Raw genomic sequence first — 13,220 nt, forward strand, 5'->3', positions numbered from 1 at the left:
ACGAAATTTCAATTTTCATCCCCAACTAAACGGCTTTTTTACCTTTTTGGGCACTAAAATCAGTACTCTAAAATTGCGGTATTCACGATTATGAATAAACAGATTCCATTATGCAGAAATCAAATTGCTCAAACGATTTTGACGGCTCTGCCAACGCCAAGTTGACTTCATCCGCCGAAAAATTAGCGTGTACCAAAGAATTATCCAGCAACACGATATAATTTTAGGTAGTTCCTAGTTATTTCTTGTACTGCAAAACGTGGAGGTAAAAGGCACATGAGAAGCATTTTTGATGACCGTCAGGTATCTATTAAGTGCGACGATAAGTATTCTTATACCGTTACAAAAGATGGTCTGGCTTATGTTCCAGGTAATGGAAAGCCAGAGGTCAAGGTTTTGTTTTCAGAAGTCGGTTCAATCTTCTTACTGAATTATTGCAGCTCAAACGGTCCTTACGAGATTACCTTTAAGGATAACGACGGTCATAACCTCGCTAGCATTGACACAGATCTCAAGTATCGTGGTTTTGGCCATAACATTCTTGATACCAAGACTATCATCCTCGCTTTTGCAGCCAATAAGCTAACTACTGAGTTCCCCAATAACCTTGATACGTTAAACACTAAGCTTGGGTTCAGCCTCAAGGAGAAAAAGATTAGTATCGCAAACGGCGTGATTTCCGGCGCAAAGCATCAGGTCAAGCTTTCCGACATTCGTCGAGTTCAGTGTGTTGCTGGTGGCGCACTCAACAATCTCTTTGTCTTCACTAAAGAAAAAGGTGGTTTTTTTGATAGGGCAGACATTGTAGTTCCCGTCAACGAGCTCACAGTACCTATTCTTGAGGCCGCGATGAGAAGAAATACTGGTCACGGTATTGATTTCAGCAGGGGCAATGGATTCGACCAGCCAAACAGCAACTTCATTATTATTCGTTATTTGGACTCTAGCTTCTTCGAGACCGCCCCTGGTGTCTTCAAAGAGGATTGGCAGAAGGACGCTTACGAGTTTGTTAAGTCCTTCGGCTATGATTTACAGACTTTGCTAGGGGAGTAATCTCTGGCGAGAAAAACGTCTTGTCCAAGGAAAACAGCCGCCTTCTTGTGAAGGCGGCTGTTTTTGTGTGCGAGAAGATCGCTCTAGCAGTTTTATCTTACTTCTGCTTGCGAGCCCTTAGTGCAAAGCCGAGAGCAGTGATGCCAGAAGCAACCATGCCAACAGAAGCAATTACAAGCTCAGCGACATCGCCAGTGTCTGGCAGAACGCGCTTCTTCTTAGTCTTAGAAGGCTTGTGTGGATCAGAGCTAGGAGTTGGCTCAGGATCTGGTGTTGGCTGAGGCTCAGGTTCTGGATAGTCGTTAGTGAAGACCAGAGGAGGCGTGCTGTTGCACTCGCACTGATCAACCTCTGATACGGTTCCATCTTCAGCGGTCTTAGTAATGTGATAGGTGAAATCAAGCTCGCCATCATCATTCTTAAAGACGGTGTAGGTGAGAGTGTAGACGGACTTGTCGTAAGTAACCCTCTGGTTAGTACCGGTAACCTCTTTGATGGTGTAAACATAGGTGCCAGGCTGAGAAAAGACTAGCTCACCGAAGTTATTATCGCCAGAAACTGCAACAGAAGTCTCAACGCTATCTGTTGTTGCGTTGTTTGGCATTGGGTAGGAAGGATCGTTACGGGTGAGCGTGAACTTGAAGACATCCTGAGTTGTTGCAGTGCGTGGGTTGCCGCCGTTGTCGTCGGGGAGAACTGATGGATAGTCGGTTGGAGCATCTGGTGCGTTACCAGTAACAACCTTCTGGACAACTGGATAGTCCCTGGCTGGCAGTGGATCAGGATAGACATTAGTAAAGACAGCGCCTGTTGCATCGTTATGCTCGCCAAGGTCAACGGTAGTAACGTTTCCGTCCTCGTCAGTCTTGGTCATAGTACGTGTTGCCTCAAGCTGGCCAGTGCCGTCGTCAGCAACGTTATAGGTAACGGTGTAGACGCTCTGATCGTACTGGATGTTCTGGGTGCCGGTAACCTCTTTGATGGTGTACACGTAGGTGCCAGGCTGAGTGAACGTAATGTTGCGGAATACAGCGTCGCCACCGAGAAGCCTGCGTGTACGAGCAGTATTGCCGGTAGATCCCTCAGGCATGGGGCTGGATGGATCAAGGCGTGTCATCTCAAAGATAAAGACGTTAGGAGCGTCGCCCTCGTCTTCAGAGCCGTTTGCCAGGAAGTTGTTGATCAGGCTCTCGGCAAAGCTGCCGCTTGCAGTGTCGTCGGCGCTTGTCGCGCTTGCAGTGCTTGTGGCGCCTGCTGCGCTAACGTTACTTGAGCTCAGGTAAGAATTAACCAGAGACGCAGGTGAAGGCCCTCCAGGTATAGGAACAACTGGGTAATCACCCTCGACAATCTTGGTAACGGATGGTGTCACAATGGTAGGCCTGACATTGTAGACATTTACCAGCGACTGAGTGGTGGTGTACTGCTCAACGCGAGAAATACTGCTTCTAGTTGAAACGTAGGAATTAGGAACGTTCTCGGTGATGGTGTACGAAACAGTATCAGCAGCAGTATTGTCTACGTACTTACGAAGACCCTTGTAGACAATGGTGTAGGTGTTATCTCCATTATCGGTAACCTCAGGCGCAATGGTGCTGGTATCAAGGTTCTTATCGTTAGAGAGAACCAGATTGTTAGCACCAAAATCAGCTGTGGATGGGCGCTTACCAGCTGCATTGTTGTTATCGTCCCAGACCTTATTGATCTTGAGATCAATGCCTGCATAGCTCAGAGCGTGAGTGGAGAGGGTACGAGTGGAGTGGTTACCAGCAATGTCGTAGTCAAGAACGCTGCTGAATACACTGCGATTACCGTCGTAGGAAGCGTCAACGTTGTCGGCAACCTTATACGTGACGTCAACAAAGCCGCCGCTGTTTGCAGCAAGAGCGCGTGTAGAAGTAAAGAGCACCATGTCGGCCTCAGCAGGATTAGTGACTACGGTGTAGTCGCCAGGCTGTGGAGCATGGTTTGCAGTGTAGGTAACACCAGGGTTCAGCTTGATGTACTGGTAAGAGAAGTTGGAAGAAGAACTTACGCCTTCAAGTGTAAGAGGAAGCTGAGTTGCACCTTCTGGATTGATGCCAGCACCGCGGTCTGCAGACTTGGAGAGCAAAGGAACAAATAGCTGCGTGGTATTTGCAGTGTTACCGGTGTTATTGCGGACAGCAATGTGAACAGTTGCGGTGTCATCGCGCTGCATAACAGGGGTAGTTGCGCCTGGATTAGCGGAGTCGTACGTGTAGTCAGTAACGGTTCCAGAGATGACGTCCTTTACAGAAAGGGTAGATGCAGCGGCAATAGCAGATGCCTGTGCAATGTTGATACCAGGGCGCTCGGAGAGAGAAACCATGGTCTCGCCAGAGTTGACGCTGTTGCCAAACAGGCTGGTGTACTGGGAAGTGTTCCAGTTGCTGCGGTCCCAGTGCTCAGACTTAATTTGAGCACCAATCTCCTTGAAGTCTTTGGTGGTAATGCCAACAAAGTCATTGATGTGGTAGATGCCCTTGCCTGCAAGATCAGTGGTGTGGACATCCATGCTCAGAGTCATGTTCTTGCTGGTAAAGTCTGGCTGATACTGGCCGCGAGTCTCGTCGCCAACATCAATGGTGTACTTCCAAACCTTAACAGCTACGCCGTCCTTATCGTACGTTCCTACAAACTCAGGAGCACTGAGCGTGCCGTTAGAAACGGTGAGGTTGCTGTAAGTGAAGCCCTCAGGCATGATGACGTAGAGTACTGGCTCCTGAAGAGGGTTCCAGTCCCAGTTTGCGTCGTCGATGCGACCAGAAATCTTGAAGGTCTCGCCGCCGTTAATCTGGGTCTTATCGATGCTACCAACGCCGTTAAGAACCTTAGGTGCGCCGGACTTAGCGGTCAGCGTAACGCCTGCGTCAGGAGTGGTACCAGTGTCGTAGAGCTTGACGTTAGTGACAACGTCGGCGTTAGTGCCCTTCTTCCAAGAGCCGTAAACGCCGTTGGAGATGTAGCTCCAGCCGTAGTACTCGTCAGTGACATGCTTGTTGTTTGGATTCCATGTGTCGAGAAGATCGCTCATTGGCCTAATGCCATCGTATCCGCCAAGAATTGGACCAAGGTCAACCTTGATGGAAGTGATAGAGGTATTGATATCAAGACCAAGGGCAGTGTTGGTGATAAGTGCGGAGACACCAGAGGTACGCAGAATGCTTGGGTCAGCAGTTCCGCTCGTGCCGTCCGATGCGGTCCAGTGGATTGGACCATAGGTCATACCAGCCTTGTAAGGGATGGTGACGCCACGGATGATAGCGGTCTGGTTCTGATCGATGGTCATCTCGAGCGTCTTTGGAGCGGTGTCTGAGGAGAGTTCATTCTTGATGAGATAGGTGCCAAGACGAACGTTGTAGGTATCGTTTTTCTTGTATGCCCAGTTAGGAGCTGTATCGACAAGAGCGTGTGTGGTAAGACGCTCTGGGTTAAGACCGTCAATTACGGTAACCGTAAGCGTAGAAGAAGCGTTTGCGGAGGTACGGTTGACGTTTGGAGTGTCATTCCAAACGGACATAGTGAGGTTCTTAATGGTGACGTTAAAGGTTGAGTTGTTAGGTCTGGTGCTTGATGCAGGAACCTTAATCTGTGGCTTAAAGGTTGGGGTACCTGCGTAAGAGCCTGGCTCGTTCCACTCGACTGTTGCGGTCTTGTTAGTGCCGTCATCGGTAGTAGAGACGATGGTACCTGGGGTGTTGTAGAGGCTGGTCTCGTTGACACCAACAAGCTCCATATCACTTGGATAGACAACCTGAACTGTAGTCTTGCTGTTTGCCTCGGTGAGTACCTTAGAGCCTGTGGTAGAAACCTGCAGGGTAGAGGTGGTGCCACCCTTAGAGAGAACCTCGGTGGACTGATCAGCCCAGAAACCATAGGTCATGGCGTCAGCTGCAGTAACAGATGAGGTGTGTGGATCAATGTTTTGTGTTGCAGCGGTACTCAAGCTAACACGAATCGCATTTGCGATAACCTGGCTTGCGCTCTGGTTCTCAACAGCGTCGTCAAGCTTGAACTGAATTTCTCCCCTGGAAGAAACCTGGGTAAGGCCGTTATTGGTCATGTAGACCAAATCACCACTGCGGTTCTTCTCGGAACTTGCACCAGGATAGCCGTAAGGAAGGGTTCCCGTTCCCGTAGGTGTGGTAACCAGGTTAGAGAAGCTGGTGTTTGAGATGCCACCAACGGTAAACGTTGCACCTGGAAGACCTGTGACATAGAGTCCGTCTCCAAACCTCACGTTGAGGTACGTTGGGGAGAACTGCAACGATGCAGGGATTGTGTAGCCAACATTCAAGGCGTAGGTGACTCCCGCCTTAAGAGCAGGAGTTTGACCTGCAAGAAGGTCAGCAACTTGGGCGTGAGTCGACGCATCTTCAATGCTCAGAGCATTGATTTGAAGACCTGTAGTGTCTTCTGCGTAAGCCACGCTAAGGTTAGGCAGCAATGCTGCGACGAATGCAACGGCAGCTAAAAGCAATCCCGCTACAATCCTTGCCTTACTTTTCATAGCACATCCTAACTAGAGCGATACAGAACCAATCACTTTCTTTCTTACTTATTCTTACGACGCTTAGTAATGCCAAGTGAAGTCATTACAGCGCTCATACCAGCGAGAAGTGCAGCAAGAGGTGCTGCAGCAGAAGCATCTCCGGTGTATGGAGTCTTCTGCTTCTTTTTCTTAGATGGCTTAGTTGGAGTGGAAGGAGTCTCTGGAGTCTCTTCCTCTGCAACAGTAATGGTTAGCTGGATTGTGTCGTTATCAGTTGCAACAGCGTCCTTACCGTCTGGCCACTGGACACCATTCCAGGTGAACGAGAAGACCTTGCGGTTGCCAGCTGCGGAATCAGCAATAGCACTGAAGGAGCCGGTAACGGTGCCGACAGCGGTGAGCTGGGTGCCTGCAGCAACATTGGAGTCAATGGTGACGCCAGGAATGGTGAGCTTCATCCAGCCATCGTTTGCACTTGCCTCATCAACAATGCGCTCGAGGTCAGAGTACGTTCTAATGGAGGAAGGATCGCTGAGCTCAAAGGTGACGGTAACCGTACGACCGTTGACCTGGACATCGCTGACCTTAAAGCCACTGCCAAAGTTGGAAGCCTGGATGGTGTTGGCATCAAGGTTACTTGGAAGTGTCATTCCCTCAGGAACAGTCAGAGTTGCTGTGAACTTGAACTTCAGGTTGCTCAGCGTAATGGTGTCATGGTTGGTATTAGGGTAGGCGCGCTCAATGTTGTTCATCTGCTCCTGGATAGAGGAAGCAAGAATTGAACCAGTGAGGTTAAAGGTAGAACCTGCCTTCATAGTGATGACCTGGTCATGCTCGGTATTCTCGTCAGCAAGCATATCTGCAGGAAGGTTCATCTCAATTGGGTTGTTCACAATCAGAGTCTGCTGAATGCCGGTACCACGAGGGTCTCTGCTTGCAGCAATCTGAACGCCGTTCCAAGAAAGTTCGAACTTCTTGGTGACGTTGGTGACGGTGTTCTTTGCAAAAGACTCAAAGGAGCCAGTAAGAGTACCTGTAGCAGTGAGCTCCTGACCATTGGTTACCTGAGTTGGGTCAAGTGTGAGACCATCAACAGTTACGGTAAGAGGTCTTGCAATTTCTGCGGTAGCTGCATCGTCTTTGCCAACTGTCTCGACAGCGTCTTTGAGCTGCTTGTAGTTGGTGTAAGTGCCCTTGAGCTTCAGGGTAACGGTAACTTCCTGACCGTTCACAGAAACGTTTGTAACCTCAAAGAGATCACCAAGGCCAGAGGTAGTTACTGTTGGATTAGCTGGGACAACAACGCCAGCAGGAAGCGTGAGCTTTGCAGTAAAGGTAGAAGTTGTGCCAGAAAGCGTAATCTTGGTTAGGTCGTCGAGGCCGCCAGCAATGCCATTCTCAAAAGCGCTCATCTGATTAATGACGGAAGTAGCGTCAATAGCGCCTGTAAGACTGAAGCTCTTATCGTTAGTAACTTCCTTGATCTGAGTGGTGTTGCTCTGAGAGTCACTCCACATATCAGCAGGAAGATCGCTAGTAAGCTCTACTCTCTGGATGGAAGGATCTTCCTTCCACTTGAGGTAGTAGGTGACGTCGTTGGTAAGCGTTGCGCCACCGTTAATGGTTGCAGGGGAGTTACCTGCAGCGTCAGTGAACCAGTAGTGGTAGTTGTGACCAATAACAATGCCAAAGAAGGTCATTGGATCATCCGTGTTGTCCAGAATGTGGTTCTCAAAAGTTGCAATATCTGTATAGGCAGTATTGGTATTAGAGCTGGTAGGGCTCGCAATTCCAGCCGTTGTAGCGCTGAGAGTGTTGCCGCTAAGGTTTTGAAGCAGTGCATTGATATTGGTCTGCTCAGCAACAGTTGGGTGAGTCTTGATAGTTGCAACTTCTCCGCCGTTTGCATCGGTGGTGATGTCAAAGACGTTTGGATTCTGCTTAAAGACGCTGTTCGCAGAGAAGGTTCCACCATTTGCCGAGAAGGACACGGTAAGGTGCTGCTCTTCCCAGTCTGCGTACAGATCAACGGTATCAGTACCTGCAGGAACAGCCAGGCTGGAATTAGCTGCTACCTCATCGCCAGCGCCGTTTGCCTGAGTGGTCCAGCGCTTGAAGGTTTTACCTGCAATGTTGAAGTTGCTGTCGCGATTGTTAACGTCAGTGTTAGAAAGAACGTTAACGGTGCGACCAGCATTTGTAGCAACGCGCTCAATAACGGTAACGCCGTTGCCGTTGTGATACCTGATATAGAGCCAAGCAGTGTTGGCCTTCCAATGTGGATAGACTGTCATGTCAGAGGTGACCTGGGTATCAGCGGTGAACTGGTGCTCGGTACCAGCAGCGTCGGTGTAGTACCAGCCGTCAAACTCCTGACCACTCGCATAAGGATCTGCAGGTAGGGTAGTGGAGCCTCCTGCTACAGAAGATGCAGTTGCAAGAGAGTTGCCGCGCATAGCAAGAGCAGTCTTGTTAGCAGTAGTGCCGTCAGCAAATGTTGGGTTGACGCCGGTAACGCCTGGGGTATTGAGGTCAAAAGTAACGGTTGCGGCAGGTGCCCAAACGTGTTTCTGGCCATCGCTTGAAGCATTAGCAACTGGGTAGGTATAGGATGCTCCGCTAGCATTAATGAGGCTCAGAGAGTTAGTTGATGGGTCAGCAAGGGTAAAGAGCGAGAGAACCTCGTTGCCGTTAGCTGCACCGTTTGTAGGGATAGTGCTACCAAAGCCACTGTTGTAGCTTGGTGCGTATTTGATCAGGTAAGAGCCGCCAACAACGTTATAGTTCTGACGAGTCTGGCCAGCGCCGTTATCGGAGTTCTTGGTAGCAGGGGTTTCTACCAGGCTGTTTCCGGTGAATTGGATGGAGCCGTTAGTCTGGGCTCCAAAGAGGGCGCCAGAGTTACGACCGTCTCCCTTAATCGTGGAGTTGTTAATGATGACGTCACCAGTGTTGACGTTAAGGCCGCCAGTTCCACCGTTAGTGAAGTTAAGGGTTGAGTTAGTAACGTTTACTGTTCCACCAGCTACACCAACAGAAATGCCAGAAGTTGAGCCAGCATTAGCATTAATGGTGGAGTTAACAATATTGGAAGTTCCCTGGATGGTCATGCCCGTCTGGCCCCAGAAAGATGGGTTAATGGTTAGGGTGGAATCATTCATGTTGAGCTGGTTGACGTAGAAAGTCTGACCAAAGCCTTCAACGGTAAGGTCTGTGTTCCTAAGGTTGAGGTTGCGAGCGTCATTCCAGGTACGAGCCTGTGAAGTTACTTTGATAGTAGCGTTTTCAAAGGTGACACCAGACTCAAAGAAGTTTGTATTGCTCTTATCGTCTGCGGTGATGGTAACGCTGCTCTTGTTAGTGCTACCGCTAACGGCTCCACCAAGAGAAATGCCACGAGTACCGCTGGAGCCTGCATTGTTTCTAAAGACATAGGTACCATCGGTGATGGTTGAGCCATCTTGTGCAGTGAGTGCTGTCTTGAAGCCAGACATGGTAAGGGTGCCCGTGCCGGTCAGCGTTGAGCCAGGTGATAGAACCAGACCGTCAATGCTGTTTCCAGTGCCAGTAAGCGTTGCGCCCTCAGATTCAATCTTGAGTGTAAGACCAGAAGGAATGGTAACCGTAGAGGTCAGATTGAGGTTGCCTTTAAGATGAATGGTGTAGATTGAAGAAGTTTCTCCCCACAGCTCCAGTGCTTTCTGGAGAGATTTAACAGGATCGGAGCTGGAGCCCTCGTTAGTATCGCTACCGTTGGTTCCGTCTACCCAGAGCTCAGTTGAGATGTAAGAAAGGCTTCTTGTAACACGGCGAGAAGATCTATCTGCAGGAGCAGTAGTCTGCTCAGAAGTCTGCTGGTTGGAAGTAGACTCTGCGGTAGTGGTAGCCTCAGTAGAGCTCTCTGCAGTTGCCTCCGAAGTTGAGGCAGTTGCATCACTTGTTTGAGTTGCTGCAACTTCTTGCGTCTGAGTTACTTCTTGAGTGCTAGCAATTTCTGCTAACGCTGAAGAAGGGACCAAAGAGAGCGCGAGTACCAAAGACATAGCTGTCTTTGCCCCTTTGCTTGCAAAGTTCTTGTTTTTTCTTTCCATACCTACCCCTAACAAATAGTGAATACCCCAACAAAATTTGCAATTAAAGCTTGTGCCAAAAGTGATAAATCACGATAAGCACGATGGAGACAAATGACACATATTCAGAGCATTTTTTGTATAGATAATTATCTATTATTTTGGTAAAAATTGTTAGCTCAACCAGCGATTTTTATAGTTTGAACACATTTCAAAAAACGTCTTCATCTCATGTTATATAAATAATTTAATCAAAATATTTGGTACGCTGAAAAATGGCATTTAAATTGCTCTATTTTTAACGATTTTCTCGACATTTGTCATAAACGTGCAACGGATAAAAATTGCAATAGAAATGTATTAAATTTTAAGACAAATGTGAGTTATGCGGAAACTGAATAGTGGAAGCTGGATAGTTAACAATTTCATGAAATTTGGAGTTCAAAATTTTCTAGCAAGAGAAGCTTTGTACACTAAGAAAAAGACAGTTAAGAGGATGCGCGGTCTACGCAAATAATGCGCGAGAGATACGTTTGAATGTGTTGAGCGGGGAGTTATGGACTCAAAAATTATCGATGACGCTTTGGACTTTGTAAAAGAGGTCTTCTCCACAGATTTTAGTGGCCACGATTACTTCCACACGTTGCGTGTGTACAAAATGGCTGTAAGAATTGCGCAGGAGGAAGGAGCAAATCAAGAGATTGTTGCCCTTGCTGCGCTTTTGCACGATGTTGATGACATCAAGCTTTCTCCAGAGACGCATGAGCATAAGGATAGGGCCGTTGGTTTTCTGCGCCAGCATGCTGTCGACGAGGCCACTATCCAGGCAATTTGTACCGCAATCGATGAGGTTTCTTTCTCAGGAACAGACTCGGTAGTTCCTTCAACGCTTGAGGGTATGTGTGTTCAAGATGCAGATCGTCTGGACGCGCTTGGTGCTGTTGGCATCGCACGTACCTTTGCCTATGGCGGAAGTCATGGCCGCGGTATGTATGACCCAGATGAACCACCAACTCTCAACATGGGCGGCGAGGAGTACCACTCACACAAATCAACGTCGCTCAACCACTTCTACGAGAAACTCTTTTTACTGACAGACATGATGAATACGCGCAGTGGCAAAGAGCTAGGAAAAGCTCGCGAGAAGTACATGCGGGAGTATGTTGACCAGTTCTTATATGAGTGGAACGGTAAACGTTAAGATATAGGTTTTAGCTATATGAATTAGTTAAGTATTTGTATTTCACAAGTGAAGTGCTGATTGTCATACTGGTTTCTCGTAAGCAGTTCTAAGGGGTCATTATGGCAATCAAAAATGATAAAACTACTCCACATCGCTTTGATATTGTTGGTAGCTTTCTTCGTCCAGAAAATCTTAAGCAGGCTCGTATTCAGTTTGAAAAAGGTCAGATTGATGCATACGAGCTCAAGCAAGTAGAGGACAAAGCTATTACAGAGCTTATCCAAAAGGAGAAACAGGCAGGCCTTAAAGTCATCACTGATGGTGAGTTTAGACGTGCAACCTGGCACCTCGATTTTATGTGGGCGTTTGAAGGTATTGGCCATGCGCCAACTAATACTGGACTGCCTTTCCACGATGAGACTGCAGAGATTGACGACACCTTCCTCGTAGGAAAAGTGGAGCTCACCAAAGAGCATCCCTTTATAGAGCACTTCCGCTTTGTTCAGCAGTTTGAGGACGAGACAACCGTTGCCAAGCTTACTATTCCTGCACCTGCACAGTTTATTGAGCAGTTCATTATGCCCATGAATCGCGAGCAGACTAACAAGTACTATGCCAACGACCAGGACCTTCTTGAAGATATTGTTGCTGGCTACGGTGCGTTTATTAAGCAGGTATATGCTGCAGGCTGTCGTAATCTTCAGCTTGATGACTGCTCATGGGGCGTGCTGGTTGACCCACGTGCAGAGCTTTTCTTTGGTGCTAACCAGGAAGGTCTTAAGAAGATTAAGGCACTACTCTTGGAGATTAATAACCGCGTTCTTGATGCTGCTCCAGCTGACTTGACTATTAACACGCACGTTTGTCGTGGCAACTTCCATAGTACCTGGGCTTGCGAGGGCGGCTATGACGATGTGGCCGATGCTCTTCTTGCTCAAGAGCACGTAAACGCGTTCTTTTTAGAATTTGATGATCATCGCTCCGGTGGCTTTGAGCCCCTGGCTTCTGTTCCAGCTGGTAAAAAAGTTGTGCTTGGTCTGATCACCACCAAGCACGCCCAGCTGGAAGAGAAAGCCAAGGTTATTGAGCGTATTCATGAGGCAGCTCAGTATGTACCTCTGGAGAACCTCTGCCTTTCTCCCCAGTGTGGCTTTGCAAGCTGCGAGATTGGTAACAAGCTCACCGAAGATGAGCAGTGGGCAAAGATTGCGCTTGTTAAAGAAATTGCTGAAGAAGTTTGGGGTTAAATATCAGTTGGAAACGGTTTGTCTGCGACTTTCATGCCGTTTACCGAAGAGTTTCTGACCATACGTTCTTCTCGACTCCTGTCCACTAAAATGGACAGGAGTTTTTTATTGGAGCTAGACTTCGGAGGCAGTATGCCAAGCGAGAAGACCCGCTGCTTGCACCTCGTAAAAATTTTCGAGGAAGAAACTGATGACGATCATGGTCTGAGCACACCTCAGCTTATTGAAAAGCTCGCAGAGCGCGGGCTAAGCGTGGAACGTAAAACACTCTATGATGACATCAAATCTCTGCAGAATTTTGGTTACGACATTCAGTCTTACCAGCGCCATCCTGTTGAGTATGGCCTGGCAACCAGGAAGTTTCAGGCTGAGGAGCTTATGTTGATGGCAGACGCTGTGCAGTCGTCAAAGTTTTTGACAGAGCGCAAAGCAAATAACCTGGTGAGTCTTATCGGTGAGCTGGGTGGGAAGTCTACCTCTGATACGCTCAAGAAGCGTATCCATGTTGAGGGTCGTATTAAGTCGCAAAATGAGTCTGTGTTTTATGCGCTTAATGCTATTCAAACGGCTCTTTTGCAGAAGAAAAAAGTCTCATTTAAGTACCGCAAGAAGGGCTTTAAAGATAAGGTTATTGAAGAGCTTCCCGTAAGAGAAGAAACGCCTGTTCAACTTACGTATATTGACGATTTCTACTATCTTATTGTGTGGAACGATAAGCATCAAAACTTTGTCAATTATCGCGTGGACCGCATGTTTAGACTTGAGGTCTCTGATGCTGACGCCACAGTTAACGAGCAGATCAATCAGTTTGATATAGACAAGTATCAAGAGCGCGTCTTTGGCATGTACTCGGGCGAGGTTGTTGAGGTCACACTTCGTGTTAATGAGCGCGTGATGTGCTCGGTGTACGACCGTTTTGGCAAAAACATTATTTTGAACAATCCAAGTTCTGATGGAACTACAGCTGACGTACATGTTTCTGTAATGGAAGCTCCAACGTTTTATGGTTGGCTTGCAACCTTTGGAACAGATATAGAGTTAGTAGCTCCAAAGAAGACCAGACAGAAATATCAAGAGTATCTGAGCGGAATTCTTCAGAGCTACCAAACACAGAAAGGGACTAGCTAAACGGCGAAGACGGGCTAAAACGGACG

The 13,220-nt window shown here is 47.9% G+C and carries 6 protein-coding genes; 4 read left to right on the forward strand and 2 right to left on the reverse strand.

Going from position 1 to position 13,220, the window contains the following annotated elements; genetic code table 11:
- Positions 1-276 precede the first annotated feature (276 nt).
- The gene (locus tag ACO5GU_RS04635) at positions 277-1,053 is read left to right on the forward strand and encodes a hypothetical protein (protein WP_484930307.1); all 777 of its coding nucleotides are present in this window, start codon (positions 277-279) and stop codon (positions 1,051-1,053) included.
- A 97-nt stretch (positions 1,054-1,150) separates the two neighbouring features.
- Here ACO5GU_RS04635 and ACO5GU_RS04640 read toward each other — a convergent pair whose 3' ends face one another.
- Together ACO5GU_RS04640 and ACO5GU_RS04645 are read right to left on the reverse strand one after the other, a co-directional pair.
- The gene (locus ACO5GU_RS04640; RefSeq protein WP_484930308.1) at positions 1,151-5,584 is read right to left on the reverse strand and encodes a Spy0128 family protein; all 4,434 of its coding nucleotides are present in this window, start codon (positions 5,582-5,584) and stop codon (positions 1,151-1,153) included.
- Between the two features lie 44 nt (positions 5,585-5,628).
- A complete protein-coding gene (locus ACO5GU_RS04645; RefSeq protein WP_484930309.1) occupies positions 5,629-9,657 on the reverse strand; it encodes a beta strand repeat-containing protein in 4,029 nt (1,342 codons plus the stop codon).
- Between the two features lie 535 nt (positions 9,658-10,192).
- On the opposite strand from ACO5GU_RS04645, the gene ACO5GU_RS04650 reads away from it, so the two are divergent.
- The 3 genes from ACO5GU_RS04650 to ACO5GU_RS04660 all read left to right on the forward strand — a co-directional run bounded on the left by ACO5GU_RS04650 (position 10,193) and on the right by ACO5GU_RS04660 (position 13,194).
- Positions 10,193-10,837, forward strand: a complete 645-nt coding sequence (locus ACO5GU_RS04650; protein ID WP_484911432.1) for an HD domain-containing protein — start codon at positions 10,193-10,195, stop codon at positions 10,835-10,837.
- Between the two features lie 101 nt (positions 10,838-10,938).
- Positions 10,939-12,066: a 5-methyltetrahydropteroyltriglutamate--homocysteine S-methyltransferase gene (locus ACO5GU_RS04655; RefSeq protein WP_484930310.1), complete on the forward strand. Its 1,128-nt coding sequence runs from the start codon at positions 10,939-10,941 to the stop codon at positions 12,064-12,066.
- A gap of 132 nt (positions 12,067-12,198) precedes the next feature.
- Complete coding sequence (locus ACO5GU_RS04660; protein WP_484930311.1) at positions 12,199-13,194, forward strand: helix-turn-helix transcriptional regulator; 996 nt, start codon at positions 12,199-12,201, stop codon at positions 13,192-13,194.
- The last annotated feature ends 26 nt before the right edge of the window (positions 13,195-13,220 follow it).

This window comes from Lancefieldella sp., assembly GCF_057237245.1.